We start from the raw sequence: 25,375 nt of genomic DNA, 5'->3' as shown, positions 1-25,375 counted from the left end.
AAGGATGCAGACCCTCACCAGGCTCCAGGAAGCCCGCTCACTCGACCCGGTCAGCGACCGGCTGCAGACGGCCGTCACCAAGGTGGTCCGGCCGCAGCGGCTGCGCGACCTCCTGCAGGGCATCTGGCTCGGCCATCCGCTGCACCCCGTGCTGGTGCAGGTGCCGATCAGCGCGTTCCTGTCCGCGGCGGTTCTCGATCTGATGCCCGGTCGGCGTCGCGCGGCGACGACCCTGATCGCGATCGGCACCGGCGCGGCGGCGCCCGCGGTCGCCGCCGGGTGGCTCGACTGGTCGCAGATGACCCGGGACCGCCGCCGGGTCGGCCTCGTGCACGCCGCCGCCAACGCGGTCGCGGTGGGCCTCTACGCCGCGTCGCTGGTCGCCCGCCTGAACGGCCGGGACACCCGCGGCCGGGTGCTCAGCTTCGCCGGCCTCACGTCGGCCGGGCTCGGCGCGTACCTCGGCGGTCACCTGTCGTTCGCGCAGGGGGCCGGCACCAATCAGGCCGTCCCCGAGATCGCGCGCATTCCGGAGGAGTGGACGGCGGTCTGCTCCCTGGCCTCCCTGCCCGACCGCAAACCCACCGTACGGACCGTCGGTGACGTGCCGGTCCTGCTCTACCGGACCGGGGATCAGGTCTTCGCCCTGATCGAACGGTGCGGGCACGAGACCGGCCCGCTCGGCGAGGGCGACATCGTCGGCGAGGGACCCGGCGCCTGCGTGGTCTGCCCCTGGCACGGCAGCACGTTCCGGTTGACGGACGGCGCGGTGGTGCACGGCCCGGCGGCCAGCGACCAGCCCACCGTGCCCACACGGGTCCACGACGGCATGGTGGAACTGCGCCAGCCCTGACCGGGCGGCGCCGGCCTCGAACGGCGGTCAGCTGCCGCGGAGGCTACGGCCGACCGCGGCGGCGGCCCCCGCCACGGCGACCGCGCCCAGCGCCAGCAGGCCGTGATGCTGCGACGCCCACAGCTGGGCGGTGCGCCGGTGCGCCCGGCGGTCGAAGTCCCCGTGCGCACCGTGGTCCACCTCCTGGTCGGCGGGCTTCCACAGGTTGCCGGGGTCGTGCGGGTCGTGCGGCTCACCGGTCTGCTGGGCGGCGTACCCGGTGTGGGCCAGGTAGCGGTCCAGCAGCGCGGGGGCCACGGCGTTGGCCAGCAGGGTGGCGACGGTCGAGCCGCCCACCCAGTACTCCCGGCGGCGGGGGTGGTCGGCGGCGTACTCGATCGCCCGTGCGGCCACCTCGGGCTGGAAGATCGGCGGCACCGGCTGGGCGTGGCGCGGCAGCCGGGAACGCACCCAGCCGAACTGGGGGGTGTTCACCGCGGGCATCTGCACCATGGTCACCCGTACCCGGCTGTGGTCGTGCAGCAGCTCGCAGCGCAGCGCCTCGGTGAAACCCTGGATGGCGTGCTTGGCGCCGCAGTAGGCGCTCTGCAGGGGAATGCCGCGGTACGCCAGCGCCGATCCCACCTGGACGATCGTGCCCCGGTCGCGCGGCACCATCCGGTCCAGCGCGGCCCGCGTGCCGTACGCGTAGCCCAGGTAGGTGACCTCGGTGACCCGGCGGAATTCCGCCGGGTCGACCCTGGTGAAGGGCGCGAACACAGAGGTGAACGCGTTGTTGATCCACACGTCGATCGGGCCGAGTTCGTCCTCGGCGCGCGCGGCCGCCGCCGCGACCTCGTCGGCGTCGGCGACGTCGACCGGGATCGCCAGGGCGGTGCCGCCGGCCCGGTTGACCTCGTCCGCCGCGGCCGTCAGCCCGGCCTCGCCGCGGGCCAGCAGGACCAGCCGGTCACCGCGGGCGGCCAGCCGCCGCGCGGTGGCGCGGCCGATACCGCCGCTGGCCCCGGTGATCACGACGGTTCGGGAAACGCGCCCCGGCATGATGGCCTCCTCGGGTACGGAACGGGCTGCGTCCCGCACATACCCCCGCGGCGCATCCGTGACACCCGAGCACCGCGTTCCGGGGCGGATTCCGGGCGAGTGGTGGCAAAGTTCTCCCGGCGGCCGGCATCGCTGCCACGTTCGCGGGTACAGCGCTCGCATGGGTCGAATCGCTGCCGAAGCCATGATCGCCAGGCTGGCCGTACGCCATCGCGATCGCGCGCGCCACCACAACTCCCGCGAGCGGATGGTGCCCGGCGCGGTCACCCCCGCGCGGTCCACCGCGTCCGCGGGCGCGTTCCGGCGCGGTCAAGCGCACACAGCGGCGGCCGGCACCCTGTTCGAGCACCGCATCCAGGGGACCCGGTGATGACCACGATGGACCCGCGGCCGACCGTCGACGGTCTCCGGGCCGCCGCGCACCGCGTGCCACTGCCCGAACCCGAGGCCGACGGCACCCTGGCCTGGTCGGCCACCACGGTGGTCACGGTCGTCGCGGCCGCGGGCGGCGAGCAGGGACTGGGCTGGACGTACGGCCCGGCCGCCATCCGGGACGTCGTCGGCGAGGTCCTCGCCCCGGCCGTCCGCGGACTGGACCCGCACGACATCGGCCGGGCCCACCTGCGGATGCGGCGGGCCGGCCGCAACGCGCCCACGCCCGGCCTCGTCTCGTACGCGATCTCCGCCGTCGACGTCGCCCTGTGGGACCTCAAGGCGAAACTGCTCGGCATCCCGCTGACCACCCTGTTCGGACGGTGCCGCGACACCGTCCCGCTCTACGGCAGCGGCGGCTTCACCAGCATGAGCGACGACCAGCTCTGCGACCAGCTGACCGGATGGGTACGCGACGACGGGATGACCGCCGTGAAGATCAAGGTGGCGCAGGACGGCGGCGACGACATCGCCCGGGACCTGCAGCGGATCGCGATCGCGCGGGACACCGTGGACGGTGCCGCCGAACTGATGATCGACGCGAACGGCGGCTACGACACCAAACCGGCGCTGCGGGTCGCCGCCGAGGCCGCCCGGCTCGGGGTCACCTGGTTCGAGGAGCCGGTCTCCTCCGACCGGCCCGCCGACCTGGCGTTGCTGCGTGCCGCGGTGCTCCCGGAGATCACGGCGGGGGAGTACGGCACCACCGTGGAGTACTTCCGCCGGATGTGCGAGGCGGGCGCCGTGGACTGCCTCCAGGTCGACGCCACCCGGTGCGGCGGTTACACCGGCCTGTTCGCCGCCGCGGCCGTGGCCGACTCCCACGGGCTGCGCGTCTCCACGCACTGCGGCCCACACCTGCACGCGCCCGCCTGCGCCGCACTGCCCAACCTGCGTCACGCGGAATGGTTCGCCGACCACGTGTACGCCGACTCGGTCCTGTTCGCCGGCCTCGACACCGTCCACCAGGGGACCCTGCGGCCGCAGTGCGACCGGCCGGGCCACGGGATGCGTCTGCGGGCCTGACACGCGCAAGCCGTGGGGTGCGGCGCTGCGCCCCCACGGCCTGCGTCCCTCATCGGTCAGGTGCCCTGCAGGGCGCGCTGCAGCGCGTCCTTGGTCATCGTGGAACGGCCCTTCACGTGGCGGCGGCGGGCCTCGGCGTACAGATCGGCCTTCGACCGCGGTGCGGCGGCCCGCTCGGCCCTGGTGGCGGTCCGGGGTTTGTCGGACGACGTGCGGGTTGCCGACGGCTTGCCCAGCTCCTGCCACCGGCTCTCACTCATCTGTACGCCGAACTTGTCGGCGGCCCGCTGGATCCGCCGGAACGCCTCGTCGCGTTCCCTGTCGCTGACATCGCGCACCTGGTCGAAGCGGGCGATGGCGTTGCGTACGTGCGCGGCGTCGGTCAGCGGCTCCTTGCGGAGCCGGGGGAAGGCGAACCTGCTGTCCGGCAACGCGTTGCGGTCCTCGGCGTCCAGTGGATGCGTTCTTCTGCTAGCCATGCACCTCTGGCTACCCGTCCCGGCGCCGGTCATGCGCCTGCCGCCGGACCGGAACGGAACAGCCCGGCGAGGGGACCGGCGCGGCTACCGGCTGATCGTGTCGAGCAGTTCGCCCACCGGGCGGTCCGGCAGGGCCCTGGCGACGTCAGCGATCGCGACGATGCCGATGAGGTCGTGGCCGTCGATCACCGGCAACCGGCGTACCTTGTGGCTGGCCATCGTGCGCAGCACCTCGGCGACGTCGTCGTCGGCGCCGATGGTGACCGGCTTGCCCTGCGCCAGCTCGCCCGCTGTCATCTCCTCCGGGTTGCGGTGCTGGGCGACCGCCTTCGTGACGATGTCGCGGTCGGTGAGCATGCCCTTGAGGCGGTTGTCGTCGCCGCAGATGGGCAGCGATCCCACATCGAGGTCGGCCATCTTGCGGCCCGCGTCGGCCAGGGTCTCCCGCTCCCCGATGCACGTGACGTCGGGGCTCATGATCTCGCGTGCGGTGGTCATGCTGATGTCCTTTCTCGGTCCGAACACCGGGGTGGTACCCCCGGTGGACCGCGGCAACCACTCCGGCCTCCCGGCCACGCCCGCGTTTCGCCGGATTCCGCGCGGGGCATATCCGTCCCGTTCGATACGGAGGTGGGCGGTGCGGCTGCGGCGCAGTGACCCGGCCGGGCCCGGGTACGGGCGCCGCCGCCGCGGCCGGGGGTTCAGCTACCTCGATCCGGACGGCACGGTGATCCGGGACCGGGACACCCTCGCCCGGATCAGGGGACTGGTCATCCCGCCCGCCTGGACGGACGTGTGGATCTCCCCGGACCCGCGCGGCCACATCCAGGCCACGGGCGTCGACGCGGCCGGGCGCACCCAGTACCGGTACCACCCGGACTGGCGTACCGCCCGCGACGGGGAGAAGTTCGATCATGTGCTGGAGGTGGCCGGCCGGCTGCCGGCCATCCGCGACCGGATCCGCGCCGACCTCACCACCGGCCGGGGGCTCACCCGCGACCGGGTCCTCGCGGCGATCGTCCGGCTGCTCGACCTCAACGCGTTCCGCGTCGGCGGCGACGAGTACGCGGACCGCGACGAGGACCCGTCGTACGGGCTGTCGACGCTGAAGCCGGAGCATCTGCGCGCCCACCGCGGCACCGTGATCCTCGACTTCCCCGGAAAGTCGGGCGTCGCGCACACCCGCACGGTCGACGACGCCGAGGTCTGCGCCGTCCTGCGGGACCTGCGCCGGAGGCGGCGTCGCGAACCGCGGCTGTTCGCGTACTGGGACGCCGGTCGGCGGCGCTGGCAGGTGATCGACGCCGGCATGATCAACGACTATCTGCGGGAGATCAGCGGACGGCGGATGACCGCCAAGGACTTCCGTACCTGGCACGGCACCGTCAAGGCCGCCGCCGAACTGGCCGCGGCGGGCCCCCAGCCGACCCGCGGGCGGCGCCGCAAGGCGGTCGCGGCCGCGATGGAGCAGGTCGCGGAGCTACTCGGCAACACGGCCGCCGTGGCCCGCGCCTCGTACGTCGACCCGCGCGTCGTCGAGCACTACGAACACGGTGAGGTGGCCGAGCGCGGCGACGAACGGGCCGTACGCCGCCTGCTGCGCGACGATCACTGACCCCCACCCGGTTGCGGTTCGGTAGTGCGTGCCCCGGCCGCCGAAGCGGTTGCGGGGCGCTTCCCGAACAGGCACGTGGCGCCGAGACGCGGCGCCACGTGTCCATGGGGGTTGCACCGCTGTGCTGTTCGCGCCGCTCCGGGAGCGCAACTATCGGCTCTGGGCCGCGGCCGACCTGGTGTCGACCGCCGGCACCTGGATGCAGGTGCTCGGGCTGAACTGGCTGATCCTGTCCACCACCGGCTCCGCCGCCACCATGGGCGTCGTGGTCATGCTGCAGGCCCTGCCGGTGCTCGTGCTGGGCGGCTGGGGCGGCGCGCTGGCCGACCGGCTCCCCGCCCGCCCGGTGCTGATCGCCTCCCAGGCGCTGCGGGCCGCCCTCGCGCTGGCCCTGCTGGCCCACCCCGGCCCCCACCTGATCTTCGCGGTGGCGCTGGCCTCCGGCGTGATCGGCGCGTTCGAGGGCCCGGTGCTGGGCCGCTTCGGCGCGGCGCTGGTGCCGCGGGAGGCGCTCGGCTCGGCGCTCGCGCTCGGCTCGGTGCTCAGCTCGGCGGGCCGGATCGGCGGGATGGCGCTCGGCGGGGTGCTGGTCGGCCTCACCGGGCCGGGCGTGCTGTTCGGCATCAACGGCCTGTCGTACCTCGTGGTGATCGGCGCGCTGGCCGCCGTGCGTACCGCCGAGCTGCGGGTGCTGCCGCTGGCCGCGGCGGGCGACGGCGGGGTACGCGCCGGTGTCCGGTACGTGCTGAGCCAGCCCGTCGTGCTCATCGTGCTGGCGCTGTCGTTCGTGCTCGGCTCACTGGGCCGCAACTACCAGGTCACGATGGCCGCCATGGTGGCCGGCCCGCTGCACGGCAGCTCCGGCTCGTACGGCCTGCTCTCCACCGTCTTCGCGGTGGGTGCCGTGACCGGCGGCCTGGTGCTGGCCGGCACCGGCCGCTCCACCCTGCGGATGCTGCTGGCCAGCGGCTTCATGATCAGCGTGCTGCAGTTCTGCTCGGGCCTGGCCCCGAACGTGCTCGGCTACGCCGCGGTGATGCTGCCGATCGCGGCCGGGGCGGTCGTCTTCGACACGGTCGTGTCCACCCGCGTCCAGCTCGACACCCGCGAGGACATGCGCGGCCGGGTGCTGGCCACGCTCGGCATCGTGTCGTCGCTGTCCGGCATCGTCGGCGCGCCCGCCATCGGCTGGCTGTCCGACACGCTCGGCCCGCGCGGCGCCCTGCTGCTGGCGGGCGTGGTCACGTCGGCGGCCGCGGTCGGCGGGGCGCTCGCCCTGGCTCGCGCCAAGGGCCGCACCCTGCGGCTGCCCGTCCTGCGCCGGACCGCCGAGCAGGCCGCCTGACCGGTTCCGCCGGGACGAACGGTTCACCAGCCGGACGGCGGCCCTTCGAGGTGCACCACCTGCGTCACTGTCATCTCGTCCAGCAGCTCCGGGCCGTACCCGAAGCCGTGTCCGCTGCCGCGGCGCGGATGCGCGGCACCGCCCGGCGCACCGCCGAACACCGCGTTGACCTTGACCGTCCCGACGGGCAGCTCGCGGACGGCCCGCTGCGCGTTGCCCATCGAGCCGGTCAGCACGGTGGCGGCCAGCCCGTAGGGCGAGTCGGCGGCCCGGCGCAGCGCCTCGTCGAACGACCCGACCGTCACCACCGGGGCGACCGGCCCGAACGTCTCGTCGCGCAGGACCGCCATCTCGTCCGTGCAGCCGTCCAGCACCGTGGGCGGATACCACGCGCCGGGGCCGGGCGGCACCGCGCCGCCGCGCACCGCGCGGGCGCCGTCCTTCAGCGCGAGCTGGACCTGCCGGTCGACGGTGTCGCGCAGCCGCCGGTCGACCAGCGGGCCGAGCCGCGGCCGCCAACGGTCGGCCTCGGCGGCCAGCGCGTCCAGGAACGGCTCGACGACCGTCCGGTGGCAGTAGATCCGCTCCACGGCGACGCAGATCTGTCCCGAGTTGGCGAACGCGCCCAGCGCGGCCTGTTCGGCAGCCCAGACCGGGTCCACGTCGGCGTCGACGATCAGCGGGTCGCTGCCGCCGTTCTCCAGCAGCGCCTTGGCGCCGGTCCGCGCGCAGGCCGCGGCGATCGACCGGCCGGTGGCGGTCGAGCCGACCTGCGCCACCACGTCGACGTCCGCGGCGGCCAGCGCGGCACCGACCGGGCCGTCGCCGTTGATCAGGCCCAGCACGCCGTCCGGGACGTGCGGGGCGAGCAGCTCCACGAGGCGCCCGCCGGTCGCCGGGGTGCGCTCGCTCGGCTTGGAGATCACGGTGTTGCCGGTGACGAGTGCGGCGCCGAGCAGACCGCAGGACACCGCTACCGGGTCGTTCCACGGCGTGATCACCGCGACGACGCCGCGCGGCCGGTGGGTCATCAGGTCCAGCGCCGCGTCGTCCCCGGCCAGGGTGCGCCCGCGATGGACGGGGCCGAGTTCGGCGTACTGGCGCAGGGTGCCGACCCCGGCCGCGACCGATTCGCGGGCGCCGTCGACGGGCTTGCCCATCTCGGCGGACATCAGCCCGGCCAGCTCGTCCGCGGCCGACTCGACGGCGTCGGCGGCCGCGTGCAGGGCCGCGCCGCGGGCCGCGGCCGGGGTGCCGGCCCAGCCGGGCGCCGCCGCCCGCGCCGCCCGGACCGCGGCGGCGACATCCTCGGCCCCGGAGACTTCGACGATCGTGACGGGTTCGTCGTCCGTCGGGCTGTGGACGGTCAGACGACGGACCGCGCCGCCCGGTGTCCACGCGCCCGCGATGAGCTGCCGCACCTCGAACATGATCGCCCGCTTGCCCGCCCGGCGACCGTCTGAAACTCCGCGTTGGAGTATTTATCAGTGCAGGTGGGGCCGCCCGGGGAAGTCGGTGATCAAGCGGTTAGGTGGCTGATCCGCGGGTATCCGCCGCGACATGCGAGTGCTGGGAATCAACGCGATCTTCCACGACCCCGCGGCCGCCCTGGTGGCCGACGGCCGGGTGGTGGCCGCCGCCGAGGAGGAACGGTTCAGCCGCCGCAAGCACGGCAAACGGCCCGTCCCGTACGCCGCCTGGGAACTGCCGGAACTGGCCGCCGCCTGGTGCCTGGAGGCCGCCGGGCTGCGCCCCGGCGACCTGGACGCGGTCGCGTACTCGTTCGACCCGTCGCTGAGCCGGGACGCGGCGTCGCTCGGTCTGGACGACCCGTGGGACCACCTGCGTGTCGACTACGCGCGCCGGGCGCCGCAGTTCCTCGCCGCCGCGCTGCCCGGCCTCGACCCCGACCAGGTGCGGTTCGTGCCGCACCACGTGGCGCACGCCGCCTCGGCCGGGCTGTCGGTGACCGGGGACAGTGCGGTGCTCGTGCTGGACGGGCGCGGTGAGGTGGCCAGCCACCTGGCCGGCGTGTACCGCGACGGCGAGCTGAGCGTGCTGCACACCCAGGAGCTGCCGCACTCGCTCGGGCTGCTCTACGAGGAGCTGACCCGGCACCTCGGCTTCCTGCACTCCAGCGACGAGTACAAGGTGATGGCCCTCGCCTCGTACGGCCGGCCCCGGTTCCTGCCGATGTTCCGCGACCTCGTCCGGGCCGGCGGCGACGGCGGGTTCACCGTGGACCGGATCGACTGGGCGGCGCTGGCCAAGGCCCGGACCGCCGACGGCGAACTCACCGAAGCCCACGCGGACCTGGCCGCCAGCGTGCAGACCCGCCTGGAGGAGGTCATGCTCGACCTGGCCCGCTGGACCCACGACGCGGCGGGCGGCCCGGCCACCCTCACCATGGCCGGGGGCACCGCGCTCAACTGCGTGGCCAACGCCCGGATCGCCGCCGAGGGCCCGTTCGACCGGGTGTGGGTGCAGCCCGCCGCCGGTGACTCCGGCACCGCGCTGGGCGCCGCCCTCGCCGTGGCCGGAACCGGCGCCGAGTTCACCACGGCCGCGCTGGGTCGCGGGTGGAGCGACGCCGAGCTGGAGGCCGAACTGCGCCGGGCCGGTCTGCCGTACGAGCGGCCCGCGTCGATCGCCGCCGAGGCCGCCCGGGTACTGGCCGGCAACGGCATCGTCGCCTGGTTCCAGGGCCGCTCCGAGTACGGGCCGCGCGCGCTGGGACACCGTTCCCTGCTGGCCCACCCGGGCGACCCGGAGACCCAGCGCCGGATGAACGACGTCAAGGGCCGCGAGCAGTTCCGCCCGATCGCCCCGATGGTCCGCGCCGAACGGTTCGCCGACATCTTCGAGGGGGTGTGCCCGAGCCCGTACATGCTGTTCGTGCACCGGGTCCGGCCACACTGGCGGGACCGCATCCCGGCCGTCACGCACGTGGACGGCACCGCCCGCGTACAGACCGTCCACCCGGACACCGAGCCGCGGGTGGCCGAGATGCTGGCCGAGTTCGAACGCCACACCGGCCTGCCGGTCGTGGTCAACACCTCGCTGAACACGGCCGGACGGCCCATGGTGGACACCCCGCGCGAGGCGATGGAGCTGTTCGGCTCCGCCCCGGTCGACCTGCTGGCGATGGGCCCGTTCGCGGTCCACCGGGGACGGGCGTTCGGGCCCGTCCCCGCGAGCGCGGGAGGCGCCGCATGACCGACGTCACGATCGTCGTGCCCACCGTGGGCCGTCCCTGCCTCGGCCGCCTCTTCGCGGCGCTGGCGCCGAACCCGTCCGCCCCGGTCCCGCCCGCCCGGGTCCTCGTCGTCGACGACCGGACCGACCCCGACGACCCGCTGGCCGTCCCGGACTGGGTCACCGTGCTGCCCGGCGACGGGCGCGGACCGGCCGCCGCCCGCAACATCGGCTGGCGGGCCGCCCGCCACGAGTGGGTCGTGTTCCTCGACGACGACGTGGTGCCCGGACCGCAGTGGCTCGACGATCTCGCCGCCGACCTCGCCGCGGTGTCCGACGACGTCGGCGGCGTCCAGGGTGAGCTGCGCGTGCCGCTGCCCGACCGTCGGCCCACCGACTGGGAGCGGGTGACCGCGGGCCTCGCCGACGGCGCCTGGCTCACCGCCGACATGGCCTACCGCCGCGCCGCGCTGGCGCGCGTCGGCGGCTTCGACGAGCGCCTGCCGCGCGCGTTCCGGGAGGACGCCGAACTGGCCCACCGGGTACGGCGCTCCGGCTGGTCCCTGCGGCGCGGCACCCGGCGCACCACCCATCCGGTACGGCCGGAGGATCCGTGGGTGAGCGTGCGCTGCCAGCGCGGCAACGCCGACGACGCACTCCTGCGCCGCCTGTACGGCCGGCGCTGGCGTGACGTCCTCGAACTCCCGGCGGGGCGCCGGCACCGGCACGCCGCGATCACCGCCGCCGCCCTCACCGCTGCCGGTGCCACGCTGGCCGCCCTCGCCACCGGCAACCACCGCTGGCGCGGGCTCGCGGTGCTGGCCGCCGCGGCCTGGGGCGCGGGCACCGCCGAGTTCGCCGCGGCCCGCATCGTCCCGGGCCCCCGCGACCGGCGGGAGGTCCTGACCATGCTCGCCACCAGCGCCGTGATCCCGCCGCTGGCCGTCACGCACTGGCTGCGCGGGTGGTGGACCTGGCGCGGGGAGCGGCCGCTGCCGGTCACCGCGCGCGCGGCGGGGCGACGCGCGGAGCCGATCAGCCTGCCCCCGGAGCCGATCAGCCTGCCCCCGGAGCCGGCCATGCCACGGCCGCCGGCGGTCCGCCCGGACCGGGCTTCACGGCCGGCGGCGCGATCGGAGGCCGGACCACGGCCGGCCCCGGCCCGGCCGAATCCCTTCCGGTCCTGGGCGCCGTCGGCGGGAGCCGTCCGGTGAGCCCGCTGTTCGACGCGGTGCTGTTCGACAGGGACGGCACACTGATCGTGGACGTGCCGTACAACGGCGACCCCGACCGGGTCGTCCCGATGCCGGGCGCCAGGGACGCCCTCGACCGGCTGCGCGGCGCCGGGCTGCGCGTCGGCGTGGTCACCAACCAGTCCGGCCTGGCCCGGGGCCGGTTCACGGCCGCGCAACTCGCGGCGGTCCACCGCCGGGTCGAGGAGTTGCTGGGGCCGTTCGACACCTGGCAGGTGTGCCCGCACGCGTCCGCCGACCGGTGCGGCTGCCGCAAGCCCGCGCCCGGCCTGATCACCGCGGCCGCCGCGGCGCTGGGCACCACCGCGAACCGGTGTGCCGTGGTCGGTGACATCGGCCGCGACATGAGCGCCGCGGCGGCGGCCGGGGCCACCGGCGTCCTGGTCCCGACGCCGGTGACGAGACCGGACGAGATCGCCGCCGCGCCGGTCGTGGCCGCCGACCCGGGCGCCGCCGCCGACCTGCTGCTGCACCGGCAGGCCCTGCTCGCGCCGGCGGCCCGGCCGGGCCCGGCCCGCACCGTGCTGCTGGCACGCTCCGACTCGACAGGCGACATGCTGCTCACCGGGCCCGCGATCCGGGCCGTCGCGGCGGGCGCCGAACGGGTGGTGCTGCTGTGCGGGCCGCGCGGCCGCGATGCCGCCGCCCTGCTGCCCGGCGTCGACGAGATCATCGAGTGGGAACTGCCGTGGATCGACCCGCAGCCCGACCGGGTCCGGGCCCGCGACATCGCCGCGCTCACCACCCGCCTGCGGGACACCGGCGCCGACGAGGCGGTCGTGTTCACCTCGTTCCACCAGTCCGCGCTGCCCCTCGCGCTGCTGCTGCGGGTCGCCGGGATCGGGCGGATCACCGCGATCAGCGACGACTATCCCGGTTCCCTGCTGGACGTGCGGCACCGCGTACCCGAAGCCGTGCCCGAGCCGGAACGGGCCCGCAGCGTGGCCGCGGCCGCCGGTTTCGCCCTGCCCGCGGACGACGACGGCGCCCTGCGCATCACCCCCGCCGTCCCCCGGCGCGGCGCTCGGGGCTACGTCGTGGTGCATCCCGGAGCCAGCGTCGAGGCGCGCGCCTGCCCGCCGGACACGTTGCGCCGCATCGTCGCCGCCCTCGTGGCGGCGGGAAACCGGGTGCTGGTCACCAGCGGGCCGGGGGAGCGGCGGCTGGCCGCCGAGGTCGCCGGGATCGCGGGCGAACCGGCGGGGCGCACCTCGCTGTCCGAACTGGCCGCCCTGCTGGCCGGGGCGTCCTGTGTGGTCGCCGGCAACACCGGGCCCGCCCACCTGGCCGCCGCCGTCGGCACCCCCGTGGTGAGCCTGTTCGCCCCGACCGTGCCCTACGGCAAGTGGGGTCCGTACCGGGTGCCGCACGTGCGGCTCGGCCGGCCCGACGCGGCGTGCCGCGACACCCGGGCGACGAGCTGCCCGGTGCCCGGACACCCGTGCCTGACCACGATCGACCCGGCCGAGGTGGTCGCCGCGGTGGCGACCCTGCGCGCCGCCGACCGTACGGAGACCGCGGAGGTGGCGGCGTGAACATCCTGCTCTGGCACGTGCACGGCTCGTGGACGACCGCGTTCGTCCAGGGCAAGCACCGCTATCTCATCCCGGTCAATCCGCAGCGCGACGCGTGGGGCAGGGGCCGCGCGCGCACCTTCGACTGGCCGCCCGGCGCCGAGGAACTGCCGCTGGACGAGATCCGCGACGCCGACGTGGCGATCGTGCAACGCCCCGACGAACTCGCGCTCCTGCCACCCGGCCTGCCGGTGATCTACGTGGAGCACAACACCCCGAAGGGCGAGGTCCCGAACACCCGGCACCCGCTGGCCGACCGCGACGACCTCGTGATCGCCCACGTCACCCACTTCAACGCGTTGTTCTGGGACACCGGTGGCACCCGCACCACGGTCATCGAACACGGCGTCGTCCCACCGGCCACCCGGTGGACCGGTGAGCTGGAGCGCCTCGCCGTCGTCACCAACGAGCCGGTACGGCGCGGCCGGGTCACCGGCACCGACCTGTTCGACCGGTTTGCGCGGGTGGCGCCGCTCGACGTGTTCGGGATGGGCGTGGCGGGCCTGGCCGGCGAACGGATCACCGTCCACGACGACCCGCCGCAACGCGAGATGCACGAGCTGGTCGCCCACCGCCGCGCCTACCTGCACCTGTGCCGGTGGACCTCGCTCGGGCTCAGCCTGATCGAGGCCATGCAGATGGGCATGCCGGTGATCGCGCTGGCCACCACCGAGGCGGTCGAGGCGGTGCCGCCCGACGCCGGTGTCCTGTCCACCCGCGTCGACACCCTGATCGACGCCGCCCACTGGCTGCTCGACGACCCGGACGCGGCCCGCCGGCTCGGCGACCGCGGCCGCCGGGTCGCCCTGACCCGCTACGGGCTGGACCGGTTCCTGGCGGACTGGGACCGGCTCCTGGAGGAGGAGACATGCGCATCGCGATGATTTCGGAGCACGCCAGCCCACTCGCCGTCCTCGGCGGAGTCGACGCGGGCGGGCAGAACAGGCACGTCGCCGAGCTGTCGCGGGCGCTGGCCGCGGCGGGTCACGAGATCCGCGTCTACACCCGGCGCGACAGCCCCGACCTGCCGGAGACGGTGCGGCTCGGCGACGGCGTCGACGTGGTGCACGTACCGGCCGGGCCGCCGGAGGCGTTGCCCAAGGACGAGCTGCTGCCGTTCATGGGGGCCTTCGGTGACTGGCTGGCGCAGCAGTGGTCCGGCGGCTGGCGGCCCGACGTGGCGCACGCGCACTTCTGGATGAGCGGCCTCGCCACGGTCAGCGCGGCCGGTGCCTGCCGGCTGCCGGTGGTGCAGACCTTCCACGCCCTCGGCACGGTGAAGCGGCGCTACCAGGGCGCCGCGGACACCAGCCCGGCACACCGGATCGCGTACGAACGGACACTGGGCCGCGTCGTCGACAGGGTCATCACCCAGTGCCGCGACGAGGTCGGCGAACTGGTCCGGATGGGCGTGCCCCGCGACCGCATGGCCATGGTGCCGTCCGGTGTGGACGTCCGGCGCTTCCAGCCCACCGGGAAGGCGGTGCCCCGCGGCCCCGGCCACGCCCGGATCCTCACGGTGGCCCGGCTGGTCGAACGCAAGGGCGTCGAGGACCTGATCCGGGCGCTGACCCGGGTGCCGGGGGCCGAGGTGGTGGTGGTCGGCGGCCCGCCCGCCGGCCGGCTCGCGGCCGACCCGTACGCGGTGCGGCTGCGCGGGATCGCCGAACGCTGCCGGGTCGCCGACCGGGTCCGGATGGTCGGCGGGGTGCCCGCCCAGGACATGCCGGCCTGGTACCGGTCCGCCGACGTGGTGGCCGCCACCCCCTGGTACGAGCCGTTCGGCATGACCGTGCTGGAGGCCATGGCCTGCGGCGTGCCCGTGGTCGGCACGGCGGTCGGCGGCCTCGTCGACACGGTCGTGGACGGGGTGACCGGCGAGCTGGTGGCGCCACGCGACCCGGCCGGGCTGGCCCGGACGTTGCGCCGCCTGCTGGCCGACCACACCCGGCGGGAGGCGTACGGGGCGGCCTCGGTGGACCGGGCCGTGCACCGCTACGCGTGGTCGCGGGTCGCGGACCGGCTGGCGGACGTGTACGCGGCCGTGGCGGCGGGCGTACCGGCCGGGGTGGGGGTGTGATGGACGCGCTCGATCAGCACCTGGCGGAGCTGGCGGCCGCGCTCGGTCCGTACCGGAGGGTCGCGGCCCGGCTGGCGGGCTGGGGCGCCGAGCTGGCCCGGCACTTGAGCCGTGGCGGGCGGCTGCTGGTCGCCGGGAACGGCGGCAGCGCGGCGGAGGCCCAGCACCTGGCCGCGGAACTGGTCGGCAAGCTGCGCGACGACCGCACCCCGCTGTCCGCGATCGCGCTGACCCCGGACTCGGCGGCGGTCACCGCGATCAGCAACGACTACGGGTACGACGAGGTCTTCGCCCGGCAGGTGCGCGCCCACGGCCGCCCCGGCGACGTGCTGCTGGTGCTGACCACCAGCGGCCGCAGCCCCAACCTGCTGGCGGCGGCGCGCGCCGCGCGGGACTGCGGGATGCGGACCTGGGCGATGACCGGCGCGGGCGCCAGCCCGGTCGGCGAGGCCTGCGACGAGGTGCTGCGCTGCCCGTCACCGGACAGCCAGGTGGTGCAGGAACTGCACCTGGTCGCTGTGCACGTGATGTGCGAGTACGTCGACCGGACCCTGGCGGAGGGTGGGCCGCAGGAGAGCGGGAGGACAGACATGAACAGGCTGGTCGTCGTCGGTGACACCCTTCTGGACCGCGATGTCGACGGCGCGGTCCGCCGGATCGCCCCGGACGCTCCGGCGCCCGTGCTCGACGAGGAACAGGTCCGGGAACGCCCAGGCGGGGCCGGGCTGGCCGCGCTGCTGGCGGCCGCCGACGGTCACCGGGTCGCGCTGGTCACCGCGCTGGCCGACGACGCCGGCGGCGCCCGGCTCTGCGAGCTGCTCACCGCCGCGGGGGTGGAGGTACATGCCCTTGCGCTGCCCGGTGCCACCCCCGAGAAGGTCCGGCTGCGCGCCCACGGCCAGGTGCTGCTGCGCCTGGACCGGGGCGGTGACCCGCAGCCGCCCGGCGACGTCCCGCCCGCTGTCCCGGACGTGCTGCGCGGGGCCGGCGCGATCCTGGTCAGCGACTACGGCCGCGGCGTCGCCCGGCACCCGGCGGTACGGGCCGCGCTGGCGGACGCCACCGCACCCGTCGTCTGGGACCCGCACCCCCAGGGACCGCCGCCGGTGCCCGACGCCCGCCTCGTCACGCCGAACCTGGCCGAGGTGTGCGCGCTGTCCGGCGACGCCGGGGGCGGCTCGTCGCTGACGACGGCGCAGCGGGCCGGGCACCTGCTGCGGCAGCGCTGGCGGGCCGGGGCCGTCGCGGTGACCTGCGGCGCCGAGGGCGCGGTGCTCTGCCACGCCGGGCCGACGCCGCTGGTCGTGGCGGCCCCGGCGGTGACCGTGGGTGACACCTGCGGCGCGGGCGACAGGTTCGCCACCACGGCGGCGCTGGCCCTGGCCGACGGCGCCCTGGTCTCCGAGGCGGTGCAGCTGGCGGTCGCGGCCGCCACCGCGTACGTGTCGGCGCCGGCCCCCGCGCCGCGCCCACCCACGGCGGCCGAACGCATCGGCGCCGACGACACCGGCCGCCTGGTCGCCGAGGTCCGCGCCCGCCGCGGCACCGTCGTGGCCACCGGCGGCTGTTTCGACCTGCTGCACGCCGGGCACCTGGCCACGCTGCGGGCGGCCCGCCAACTGGGCGACTGCCTGATCGTCTGCCTCAACAGCGACGCCTCGGTACGCGGCCTCAAGGGCCCCGACCGCCCGTTGACCGCCGAGGCGGACCGGTGCCGGCTGCTGGCCGCCCTGGACTGCGTCGACGCGGTGGTCGTGTTCGACGAGCCGACCCCCGAGGCGGTGCTGTCCTGGCTGCGCCCCGACGTGTGGGTCAAGGGCGGCGACTACGCAGACGGCGGTCCCGCCCTGCCCGAGGCCGACCTCGTCCGCCGCTGGGGCGGGCAGACCGTCGTCGTGCCGTACCTGGATGGACGTTCCACCACCCGGACCATCGCCGCGGCCCGTGCCGCGGCCGGAAGCAGGAGGTAGTACATGGATGCGGTGCTCGTCACCGGCGGTGCCAGCGGGCTCGGTGCCGCGGTCGTCGACGCGGTCGCCAAAGCCGGCGGACGCCCGGTCGTCATCGACCGGGAACCACCCCCGGACGGCGTGCCCGGCGTGCAGTGCGATCTCGCGGACACCCACGCCGCCGAGGAGGCCACCCGGCAGGCGATCGAGCTGATCGGCGGGGACCTCGACGGGGTGGTGACCGCGGCCGGGATGGACGTGCCCGGCGCGCTGGCCGACGTCCCCGGCGAGACCTGGGACCGGATCGTCGCGGTCGACCTGCTGGCCCCGGCCGCGGTGATCCGCGCCGCGCTGCCCGCCCTCACCGCGTCGCACGGCACGGTGGTCACCGTGGCGTCCACGCTGGGCGTCAAGGCGGTCGGCGACGCCACCGCCTACTGCGCCGCGAAGTTCGGCGTGGTCGGCTTCACCCGTGCCCTCGCCGCCGAACTGGCCGGGCGGGTCAACGTCACCCTGCTCATCCCCGGCGGGATGCGGACCCGGTTCTTCGACGACCGCGACGAGCGGTACAAGCCGGGGCCGGACGCGGTCCTCAACGACCCGGCCGACGTGGCCGCCGCGGTGCTGTTCGCGCTGAGCCAGCCACCCGGCTGCGCGGTGCGGGAACTGGTCGTGGCCGCCGAGACGGAGACGTCGTACCCGTGATCCTCGCCCTGCGCGCGCTCGGCGTCGGCGACCTCGCCACCGGGGTCCCGGCCCTGCGCGGGTTGCGCGCCGCGTTCCCCCGGGAGGAGCTGGTGCTGGCCGCACCGGCCTGGCTGGCGCCGCTGGTCGACCTGATCGGCGGCATCGACCGGGTCGTGCCCACCGACGGGCTCACCCCCCGGCGGTGGCGCCTCGACCCGCCGCGGCTGGCTGTCAACCTGCACGGCCGCGGCCCGCAGTCGCACCGGCTGCTGCGCGCCGCCGCCCCCGCCGAGCTGTGGGCGTTCGCCAACGCCGAAGCCGGCCACCCCGACGGTCCGGTGTGGATTCCCGAGGAACACGAGGTGCACCGCTGGTGCCGGATGCTGCGCCACCACGGCGTGGCCGCCGACCCCGGCGACCTGTCGCTGGCCGTGCCGGAGCACGCCGTCCCGCGCGGTGTCACGATCATCCATCCGGGGGCGAAGTCGCCCGCGCGGCGCTGGCCCGCCGACCGCTTCGCGGCCGTCGCCCGGCGCCTGCGGTCGGCGGGCCACCGCGTGCTGGTCACCGGTTCCGCCACCGAGCACGACCTCCGGGTACGGGTGGCCCGGCGCGCCGGGCTCCCCGCGTCGGCGGCCCCCGTCACGGGCCTCGCCGAACTGGCCGCCCTGATCGCTCACGCCCGCGTGCTGATCAGCGGCGACACCGGGGTATCGCACCTGGCCACCGCGTACGGGACACCGTCGGTGACCCTGTTCGGCCCCATGTCGCCGGCCCGGTGGGGGCCGCCGGACCGGCCGTACCATCGGGCGCTGTGGCGGGGCAGGCACAGCGAGCCGGGCGACCGGCCCGGCCCCGGCGTGCATCCGGCCCTGCGCGCCATCGGCGTGGAGGAGGTGCTGGCCGCGGTCGCCGACGCTTCGACGGCCGGGAACCGGGTACCGGCAGGGGCATGCGTATCGGATATTTCCTCTCCTGCGAGGAGTACACGCCCGCCCAGCTGATCGAGCAGGCCCGCCTGGCGCAGGACGCCGGCTTCCAGGCGCTGTGGATCTCCGACCACTACCACCCGTGGAACGACGCCCAGGGGCAGAGCCCGTTCGTCTGGTCGATCATCGGCGCCCTCAGCCAGGTGGTCACGATCCCGGTGACCACGGCCGTCACCTGCCCGATCATGCGCATCCACCCGGCGGTGACCGCGCAGGCCGCGGCGACCAGCGCCGTGCTGCACGACGGCCGGTTCGTCCTCGGCGTGGGCACCGGCGAAGCGCTGAACGAGCACGTCACCGGGGAACGCTGGCCGTTCGCCGACGAGCGCCTCGCCATGCTGGAGGAGGCCGTCGACGTGATGCGGCAGCTGTGGCGCGGCGACTTCGTCACCCACCACGGCCGGCACTACACGGTCGACCAGGCCCGGATCTACACGCTGCCCGCCACCCCGCCGCAGGTGTACGTCTCGGCGTTCGGCCCGAAGGCCATCGAGGTGGCGGCCCGCATCGGCGACGGCTACATCTCCACCAGCCCCAACGCCGACCTGGTCCAGCGGTTCAAGCAGCTCGCCGGTGCCGGTAAGCCCGCGCAGGGCGCCTTCAAGGGCTGCTACGCCGAGACCGAGGACGAGGGCGTGGAGATCGCCCACCGCCTCTGGGGCACCTCCGGGGTGCCCGGCGAACTGGCCCAGGTGCTGCCGTCGCCGCGCCACTTCGAGCAGGCCGCGACGCTGGTCACGCCGGAGATGACCCGCTCGGCGCTGCCCTGCGGGCCCGATCCCGCCAAGCACGCCGAACAGCTCAAGACGTACGAGGACGCGGGCTTCGACGAGGTTTACGTGGCCAACATCGGCCCGCACTACGCCGAGCTGATCGACCTGTACCGCCGCGAGTTCCTGTGATCAGACCGGATGTTCCCCGACCGGGTCGGCCCACGCACAGAATGGGGGCCCGTGGTTGCAGTTTCGGCGAACCGGGGCGCACGTGGCCGTGGAGGCTGGATAGTACGGACATGACGGCGATGGCACACCCCCGCCGGTACGCCCTGGCCGACCTGGCGCTCAGGCTCGGACAGGCCAGCGCCGACGCCCGAACCGTGCGGGAGACAGTGATCCGGGCAGCGGTGGACATGGTCGGCGACGGCGCCGGCGTGGCGCTCATGGACAACGACGGTTGCTACGACGCGATCACCGTCCATCACCTGGATCCGGCCCGCCGACGCATGCTGGCCGACGCGCTGGACCGGCGCGGCATGCCGCCCAGGGACGCCCATACCTCCACCATGATCGCGACCCGGCAGCCGATCGTGCTGTCGCCGTTGACGCCGGAGCAGGCCACCGAGCTGGCCGGCACGCGCACCGTGAGCCGCGACGGCCTCGACATCCACGCCGCCGTGCTGTGCCCGGTCGTCGTCGACGACGCGTACGCCGGGTATCTGATCGTGGTCCGCACCGAGCCGAACGGCCGCTACTCGGAGGCCGACGTCGAGCTGGCCCGCGACATCGCCGGTGAGCTGTCCCTGGGGCTCTCCTCGGCGCAGTCCCACGAGCGGCTGCGCGCCAGCGAACAGCGCTACCGCCGGGTGCTGGAGACCATCCCCGAGGGGGTGCTGCAGCTCGACCCCGACGGGCAGGTGACGTACGCGAACGAGCCGGTCGGCGTCATGCTGGGCCTGCCGAGCCCGCAACTGGCCGGGCTGCCCATGCGCGGTTTCCTGGACGACCGGGGCCAGGCGGAGCTGACCAAGCGGCTCGCGGAGAGCCGCGCCGGGCGGGCCACCGTCGGCGCGGCGCAGCTGATCCGCGCGGACGGCTCCCGCCGCCGGGTCCGGATCAGCATGGTGCCGCAGCCGGACGAGCCGGAGGAGTCCGGCGGGTCGCTGTGCATCATCACGGACACCACCGACCAGGTCGACGCCCGCATCCTCAAGCGGCAGCTCGACCACCTGCGGCGCCTCGACAGCCTGGGCCAGCTCATCGGCGGCATCTCGCACGACTTCAACAACCTGCTGACCGTGGTCGCCGGCTCCGCCGAGATGATCGCGTCGACTGTGGAGCCCGACTCGCCCGAGCATCAGCTCGCCTCGGACATCGTGCGCGCCGCGGCCACCGGCCGGACGCTGACGCACCAGCTGCTGGCGTTCGGCCGGACCGCCGGTAGCCGCCCGGAGGTCGTGCCGGTCCCGGATCTGCTCAACGAGATGCAGGCGCTGCTCAGCCGTACGCTCGGCGAGCACATCACGCTGGAGATCTCGTTCGGTCCGGACTCCCGGCCGGTGCGGGCCGAACGCGGTCCGCTGGAGCAGGCGCTGGTCAACCTCGCCGCGAACGCCCGCGACGCCATGCCGCACGGCGGCGTGCTGCGGGTGACCGCCAGCAATCAGGAGCTGGGTGCGGGCGACCTCGACGGCAGCCCGTTGACCGGTCCGGTGGTGCACCTGGCCGTGTCCGACACCGGCGTGGGCATGAGCGACGAGACGCGGCGTCGCGCGTTCAAGCCGTTCTTCACCACCCGTCCGACCTCGGCCGGGTTGGGGCTGGCCACCACGGCGGGCATCATGCGCAGCATGGGCGGGGCCATCACCCTGGAGTCCCAGCCGCGGATGGGTACGACCGTCCACCTGTACCTGCCCGCCGTGGACGATGCGCCCGGCGGGGACGTCGTCGCGCCGGCCACCTCGACCGTGGTGCAGGACGTCCTCGTGGTGGAGGACCAGCCCGACGTGGCGCGGCTCGTCGAACGTCTGCTGCAGCCCGCCGGTTTCGCCATCACCGTCTCCACCGACGCCCGCTCGGCGGTCGAGGCGGTACGCACCGGCGCCAAGCCCGACCTGCTCATCACCGACGTGGTGATGCCCAACATGACCGGACCGGAACTGGCCGAGGCGTTGCGTGCGCACCGCCCCGGCCTGCCCGTCGTCTACATGTCCGGCTACACCGCCGCCGCGCTGGGGCCGCAGATCCAGCTGGACGCGAACAGCGTGATGCTGGAGAAGCCGTTCACCCGGTCGGGGTTGCTCGACGCCATCCAGCGCCTCACCGGTACCCTGCCGCCCCGCACGTGAGCGGCGGGTCCACTGTGGTGGGCGCGGTCAGTACCATCCCCGGGACCGGCTGTGACTCCATGCCTGGCAGGGCGTGTCGTAGCGGCCCTCGATGTAGCCCAGGCCCCACCTGATCTGGGTGGCGGCGTCGGTGCGCCAGGCGTGTCCCGCGGAGCGCATCTTGTGGCCCGGCAGCGCCTGCGGGATGCCGTAGGCGCGCGAGGAGGAGTTCTTGGCAGTGACCCGCCAGTGGCTCTCCTTGTTCCACAGCTTCACCAGGCACGTGTACTGCTTGGTGCTCCAGCCGCGGTCGGCGACCATCGCGCGGGCCACCGCACGTGCCCCCGTGGGGGTGTTGGCGGCGCGGGCCGTGAGCTTCTTCGGCGCGCGGGGCAGTGTCTTGTGGGCGGCCACCGCTGCTACCGAAGGTGCGGCGTGGGCAGGGGTGGCGACCGGGGGAATCAGTGCCGTACAGGCCCCGATGAGGGCGACGGCGGCGCCGTGGCGCAGGAGGTGCGTGACGCGGGTGGTGCGGGGGTGCTTGCCGCGGTCCGGACGGTGGTTGCCGGCGCGGAGGCGAGTATGTCGTTCGGCCATGAGGGTCTCCTCACGTCGGGGCCCGCCCGCTGGACAGGCCTTGGGCATCTGCCCTGACCCATCGGCCCGTCGGCCGGGCACCGAAGTCGAGCGACCTCGCGGGGGCGCCGCGTGCTGTCCGGACGGCGCACCGCCGTCCCCCGGGGCCCGATTCCGATGCCCACAAAACGGACGTTATTCGGGCCGATTTTTTTCTTCGAGGGCGGTGGCCGGGCGGCTCACCCGCGCCGCCGGTGGGCGAAACGCCCCAGACGACGCGGGACGCTCAGCCGCGCACCGGGACGACCAGGGGGCCGTTCCCGCCCTCGATCACCCGGACGCGGGCCCGGTAGTGGCGGGCCAGCAGCTCCTCGGTCAGCACCTCGCGCGGCACGCCACTGGCCGCGACCCGCCCGTCGGCCAGCAGCACGAGCCGGTCGGCGTACTCCCCGGCGATCGACAGGTCGTGCATGGTGGCGATCACCGTCAACTGCCGGTCCTTGCGCAGCTGATCCACCAGCTCCAGCACCTCCTGCTGGTGCCCGATGTCCAGCGCGCTGGTCGGCTCGTCCAGCAGCAGCAGGGTCGCGCCCTGGGCCAGCGCCCGCGCGAGGAAGACCCGCTGCCGTTCACCGCCGGACAGCGTGGCCAGCGCCCGCCGGGCGAAACCAGCAAGATCAAGCTGATCGAGTACGGCGTGCGCCGCACCGAGATCAGCGCCCGACTCCCGCCCCAACGGCGAGATGTACGGCGTGCGCCCCAGCAGCACGTAGTCCAGCACCGCCATCCCGGCGGGTACGACCGGTGACTGCATGACGGTGGCGACCACCCGCGCCCGGTCCCGGCGGCGCAGCCGGTCGCTGGGCGTCCCCAGTAGCCGCACCGACCCGGTGTACGGCAGCAGCCCGCCCACCGCCCGCAGCAGCGTCGACTTGCCCGCCCCGTTGGGCCCGATCACGGCGACCCACTCACCGGTGTGGACGGTCAGGTCGACGCCGTGCAGGATCTGCGCGCCGCCCAGCCGCACGTGCAGGCCGGTGACCTCGACGGCCGGTGCCGCTGTCATTCGGCCCGCCCCGAGGTGCGCAGCACCAGCACGAAGAACGGCGCGCCGAGGAACGCGGTCACCACCCCGATGGGGATCTCCGAGGGCGCCGCGACGGTGCGCGCGACCAGGTCGGTGAGGGTGAGGAACGCCGCCCCGAACAGCATCGACAGCGGCAGGATCACCCGGTAGCTCGATCCGGCCAGCAGGCGCACGGTGTGCGGCACGATGACGCCCACGAAACCGATCAGCCCGGACACCGACACCGCGGCGGCCGTGCCGAGCGACGCCGCGGCGATCAGGACGTACCGGGATCGTTGCGGGTGCAGGCCCAGGCTGGCGGCCTCGGCGTCGCCGACCGACAGCACGTCGAGTTCGCGGCGGTGGGCCAGCACGACCACGGCGGTCACCACCGCGTACGGCAGCAGCACCAGCACGTCGTGCCAGCCACCGGTGGCGAGCCGCCCGAGCAGCCAGGAGTAGACCTCCTGGATGGCGTCGGTATGGCGCTGCAGCAGGTACGTCTGCCCGGCCGCCAGGAATGCCGAGACGGCCACCCCGGCCAGGATCAGGGTGGCCGGTGAGCGGTCGCGGCCGCCGGCCGTCCCCAGCACGTACGTCAGCACCACCGCACCGAGCGCCCCGGCGAACGCCGCGACCGGCGCGGTCAGCGGCAGCCCCGCGGTCACCCCGCCGATCGGGTCCGCCCGGCTGGTGATGACCACCGTGACGCCCAGCCCGGCCCCGGCGGCCACCCCCAGCAGGTACGGGTCGGCCAGCGGGTTGCGGAACACCCCCTGGTAGCAGCCCCCGGCCAGGGCCAGCATCGCGCCGACCAGCAGGCCCAGCACCACGCGGGGCAGCCGCAGCTCGGTCACGATCGCGGCCTCGCGCGGGCTGAGCCCGCTGTCGACGTGCACCTTCGGGAGCAGGTCGAGCAGTTCCGCGGCGACCCCGCCCACGGGGAGGCTGACCGGCCCCAGCGACAGCCCCGCGACCACGGCGACCAGCACCGCCGCGCAGCCGGCCAGCACCCACCGCGCCCGCAGCCGCCCCGGCCGGTACGGCGCGGCCGCAGCCACGTCGGTCCGGTCGCCGGGCGGCGCGGGGCGCGGGGCCACTACTTCGCCCGGGCGGTGGAGTCGACGATCGTCCGCAGCAGGTCGACCACGCGGGGGCCCCACCGGGAGGCGATGTCGTCGTCCAGCGCGACGATCTGGTCCTTGGTCACGGCCGCGACGCTGGACCAGCCCTTGCGCGCCTTGACCGTGGCGGCGGACTGCCCGCAGCACTTGGTGTCGGCCAGGAACACGAAGTCGGGGTTCGCCTTGACGACGAACTCCTCCGACAGCTGCGGGTAGCCGCCCTTGGACCCGTCGGCGTCGGCCGGGTCGGCGATGTTGGCGAGCCCGGCCATGGTGAACAGCGAGCCGACGAACGTCCTGGACGTCGCGGAGTACAGCTCCGGCCCGAGTTCGTAGTAGTACGTGGGCTGCGCCGAACGCTGCGGCACCGTCGTGACGATCTGCGCGATGTCCGACTTCATCTTGGTGACCACGCCCTCAGCCTCGGCCGCGTGGCCGGTGAGCGTGCCGAGTTCGGTGGTCTGCCGGTACGTGTCGTCCAGCGTCACCGCGGCGGGTGCCAGGTACACCGGGATCTTCAGCTGGGCCAGCTGATCCATGATCTTGTTGAGGTCGTTGGAGATGACCACGAGGTCGGGATTCTTGGCCGCGATCGCCTCGGCGTTCGGCTGGAAACCGGACAGGTCGCCCTTCGGCGCCTCCGGCGGGTAGTTGCTGTTCTGGTCGACCGCGGTGACCTGCTTGCCCGCGCCGATGGCGAACAGCATCTCCGTGGCGGTGGGCGACAGCGAGACGATCTTCTCGGGCCGGGCGGCCAGCGTGAGTTTGCCAACGGTCACCGGGTAGCCGGCGGCCGCCGACCCGCTGGGGGCCGGTCCGGTGGTGCGCGCGCCGTCGTCGCCGGCGCAGCCGGCGGTGAACGTCAGCGCGGCGGCCGTCAGCGCGGTCAGCGCGGCGGTCAGCGCGCGGGGGGCGCGTGTGAACATGTCTCCTCCTGTCGGCCGAGGGGTGCGTGTTTCGCCGACAGGGTGTGGCCCCGTCCGCGAGACGCCCTTCCTCGAAGGCGTGGTTCGCGACGGCTCGCAGGCGACCTGGCTCGTCCGTCGCC

The 25,375-nt window shown here is 74.9% G+C and carries 23 protein-coding genes and 1 pseudogene; 16 read left to right on the top strand and 8 right to left on the bottom strand.

Going from position 1 to position 25,375, the window contains the following annotated elements; genetic code table 11:
- The first annotated feature begins 4 nt into the window (after positions 1-4).
- The gene (locus tag ACMCNN_RS16800) at positions 5-853 is read left to right on the top strand and encodes a Rieske 2Fe-2S domain-containing protein (RefSeq protein WP_412741441.1); all 849 of its coding nucleotides are present in this window, start codon (positions 5-7) and stop codon (positions 851-853) included.
- A 27-nt stretch (positions 854-880) separates the two neighbouring features.
- Here ACMCNN_RS16800 and ACMCNN_RS16795 read toward each other — a convergent pair whose 3' ends face one another.
- The gene (locus ACMCNN_RS16795) at positions 881-1,894 is read right to left on the bottom strand and encodes an SDR family oxidoreductase (protein ID WP_412741440.1); all 1,014 of its coding nucleotides are present in this window, start codon (positions 1,892-1,894) and stop codon (positions 881-883) included.
- Between the two features lie 160 nt (positions 1,895-2,054).
- Between ACMCNN_RS16795 and ACMCNN_RS16790 the strand changes: the two genes are divergently transcribed.
- Both ACMCNN_RS16790 and ACMCNN_RS16785 read left to right on the top strand, forming a co-directional pair.
- A complete protein-coding gene (locus ACMCNN_RS16790) occupies positions 2,055-2,264 on the top strand; it encodes a hypothetical protein (protein ID WP_412741439.1) in 210 nt (69 codons plus the stop codon).
- Complete coding sequence (locus ACMCNN_RS16785; protein WP_412741438.1) at positions 2,264-3,352, top strand: enolase C-terminal domain-like protein; 1,089 nt, start codon at positions 2,264-2,266, stop codon at positions 3,350-3,352. Before ACMCNN_RS16790 ends, ACMCNN_RS16785 begins: the two co-directional genes overlap by 1 nt.
- Before the next feature lie 56 nt (positions 3,353-3,408).
- Here ACMCNN_RS16785 and ACMCNN_RS16780 read toward each other — a convergent pair whose 3' ends face one another.
- Both ACMCNN_RS16780 and ACMCNN_RS16775 read right to left on the bottom strand, forming a co-directional pair.
- Positions 3,409-3,831, bottom strand: coding sequence for a DUF6582 domain-containing protein (locus tag ACMCNN_RS16780; protein WP_412741437.1), 423 nt, complete (start codon positions 3,829-3,831; stop codon positions 3,409-3,411).
- 84 nt (positions 3,832-3,915) lie between these two features.
- On the bottom strand, positions 3,916-4,329 hold the full coding sequence (locus tag ACMCNN_RS16775) for a CBS domain-containing protein (RefSeq protein WP_412741436.1): 414 nt from the start codon (positions 4,327-4,329) through the stop codon (positions 3,916-3,918).
- Positions 4,330-4,468: 139 nt separating this feature from the next.
- Here ACMCNN_RS16775 and ACMCNN_RS16770 point away from each other — a divergent pair, with 139 nt between their 5' ends.
- Both ACMCNN_RS16770 and ACMCNN_RS16765 read left to right on the top strand, forming a co-directional pair.
- Complete coding sequence (locus ACMCNN_RS16770; protein ID WP_412741435.1) at positions 4,469-5,446, top strand: DNA topoisomerase IB; 978 nt, start codon at positions 4,469-4,471, stop codon at positions 5,444-5,446.
- Positions 5,447-5,567: 121 nt separating this feature from the next.
- Positions 5,568-6,791 (top strand): MFS transporter, encoded by a 1,224-nt coding sequence (locus ACMCNN_RS16765; protein WP_412741434.1) that lies wholly within the window; start codon positions 5,568-5,570, stop codon positions 6,789-6,791.
- Positions 6,792-6,814: 23 nt separating this feature from the next.
- Here the strand turns inward: ACMCNN_RS16765 and ACMCNN_RS16760 are convergent, their stop codons facing one another.
- Entirely contained in the window at positions 6,815-8,221 is a 1,407-nt protein-coding gene (locus tag ACMCNN_RS16760) for an aldehyde dehydrogenase family protein (RefSeq protein WP_412741433.1), read from the bottom strand.
- Between the two features lie 130 nt (positions 8,222-8,351).
- Here ACMCNN_RS16760 and ACMCNN_RS16755 point away from each other — a divergent pair, with 130 nt between their 5' ends.
- The 11 genes and pseudogenes from ACMCNN_RS16755 (at position 8,352) to ACMCNN_RS16705 (ending at position 21,582) form a co-directional block, all read left to right on the top strand.
- Positions 8,352-10,007, top strand: a complete 1,656-nt coding sequence (locus ACMCNN_RS16755; RefSeq protein WP_412741432.1) for a carbamoyltransferase — start codon at positions 8,352-8,354, stop codon at positions 10,005-10,007.
- The gene (locus tag ACMCNN_RS16750) at positions 10,004-11,200 is read left to right on the top strand and encodes a glycosyltransferase family 2 protein (RefSeq protein ID WP_412741431.1); all 1,197 of its coding nucleotides are present in this window, start codon (positions 10,004-10,006) and stop codon (positions 11,198-11,200) included. Before ACMCNN_RS16755 ends, ACMCNN_RS16750 begins: the two co-directional genes overlap by 4 nt.
- Positions 11,197-12,774: an HAD-IIIA family hydrolase gene (locus tag ACMCNN_RS16745; protein WP_412741430.1), complete on the top strand. Its 1,578-nt coding sequence runs from the start codon at positions 11,197-11,199 to the stop codon at positions 12,772-12,774. The genes ACMCNN_RS16750 and ACMCNN_RS16745 overlap by 4 nt, the downstream gene beginning before the upstream one ends.
- Positions 12,771-13,697 carry a glycosyltransferase gene (locus ACMCNN_RS16740; protein WP_412741429.1) on the top strand — a complete coding sequence of 309 codons (927 nt, stop codon included), beginning with the start codon at positions 12,771-12,773 and terminating at the stop codon, positions 13,695-13,697. Before ACMCNN_RS16745 ends, ACMCNN_RS16740 begins: the two co-directional genes overlap by 4 nt.
- Positions 13,682-14,893 (top strand): glycosyltransferase, encoded by a 1,212-nt coding sequence (locus ACMCNN_RS16735; protein ID WP_412741428.1) that lies wholly within the window; start codon positions 13,682-13,684, stop codon positions 14,891-14,893. The genes ACMCNN_RS16740 and ACMCNN_RS16735 overlap by 16 nt, the downstream gene beginning before the upstream one ends.
- A pseudogene (locus tag ACMCNN_RS16730) lies at positions 14,893-15,447 on the top strand (SIS domain-containing protein); the annotation flags it as partial. The gene ACMCNN_RS16735 and the pseudogene ACMCNN_RS16730, both read left to right, overlap by 1 nt.
- 36 nt (positions 15,448-15,483) lie before the next feature.
- Positions 15,484-16,863 (top strand): PfkB family carbohydrate kinase, encoded by a 1,380-nt coding sequence (locus ACMCNN_RS16725; protein WP_412747191.1) that lies wholly within the window; start codon positions 15,484-15,486, stop codon positions 16,861-16,863.
- Between the two features lie 3 nt (positions 16,864-16,866).
- Positions 16,867-17,547, top strand: a complete 681-nt coding sequence (locus tag ACMCNN_RS16720) for an SDR family oxidoreductase (RefSeq protein ID WP_412741427.1) — start codon at positions 16,867-16,869, stop codon at positions 17,545-17,547.
- Positions 17,544-18,533 (top strand): glycosyltransferase family 9 protein, encoded by a 990-nt coding sequence (locus ACMCNN_RS16715; protein ID WP_412741426.1) that lies wholly within the window; start codon positions 17,544-17,546, stop codon positions 18,531-18,533. The genes ACMCNN_RS16720 and ACMCNN_RS16715 overlap by 4 nt, the downstream gene beginning before the upstream one ends.
- Positions 18,482-19,420 carry a TIGR03557 family F420-dependent LLM class oxidoreductase gene (locus ACMCNN_RS16710; protein ID WP_412741425.1) on the top strand — a complete coding sequence of 313 codons (939 nt, stop codon included), beginning with the start codon at positions 18,482-18,484 and terminating at the stop codon, positions 19,418-19,420. The genes ACMCNN_RS16715 and ACMCNN_RS16710 overlap by 52 nt, the downstream gene beginning before the upstream one ends.
- 110 nt (positions 19,421-19,530) lie before the next feature.
- Positions 19,531-21,582, top strand: coding sequence for a response regulator (locus ACMCNN_RS16705; RefSeq protein ID WP_412741424.1), 2,052 nt, complete (start codon positions 19,531-19,533; stop codon positions 21,580-21,582).
- A 27-nt stretch (positions 21,583-21,609) separates the two neighbouring features.
- Here ACMCNN_RS16705 and ACMCNN_RS16700 read toward each other — a convergent pair whose 3' ends face one another.
- From ACMCNN_RS16700 to ACMCNN_RS16685, 4 genes are all read right to left on the bottom strand, one after another.
- Positions 21,610-22,158 (bottom strand): hypothetical protein, encoded by a 549-nt coding sequence (locus tag ACMCNN_RS16700; protein ID WP_412741423.1) that lies wholly within the window; start codon positions 22,156-22,158, stop codon positions 21,610-21,612.
- Between the two features lie 265 nt (positions 22,159-22,423).
- Positions 22,424-23,203: an ABC transporter ATP-binding protein gene (locus ACMCNN_RS16695; protein ID WP_412741422.1), complete on the bottom strand. Its 780-nt coding sequence runs from the start codon at positions 23,201-23,203 to the stop codon at positions 22,424-22,426.
- Positions 23,200-24,303, bottom strand: a complete 1,104-nt coding sequence (locus ACMCNN_RS16690; RefSeq protein ID WP_412741421.1) for a FecCD family ABC transporter permease — start codon at positions 24,301-24,303, stop codon at positions 23,200-23,202. The genes ACMCNN_RS16695 and ACMCNN_RS16690 overlap by 4 nt, the downstream gene beginning before the upstream one ends.
- Positions 24,303-25,253, bottom strand: a complete 951-nt coding sequence (locus tag ACMCNN_RS16685) for an ABC transporter substrate-binding protein (RefSeq protein WP_412741420.1) — start codon at positions 25,251-25,253, stop codon at positions 24,303-24,305. Before ACMCNN_RS16685 ends, ACMCNN_RS16690 begins: the two co-directional genes overlap by 1 nt.
- Positions 25,254-25,375: the final 122 nt, after the last annotated feature.

This window comes from Krasilnikovia sp. MM14-A1004 (genome assembly GCF_047159485.1).
Taxonomy (GTDB): Bacteria; Actinomycetota; Actinomycetes; order Mycobacteriales; family Micromonosporaceae; genus Actinoplanes.
Note: the sequence above shows the minus strand (reverse complement) of the source record. Positions and strands in the feature narration are given on the sequence as shown.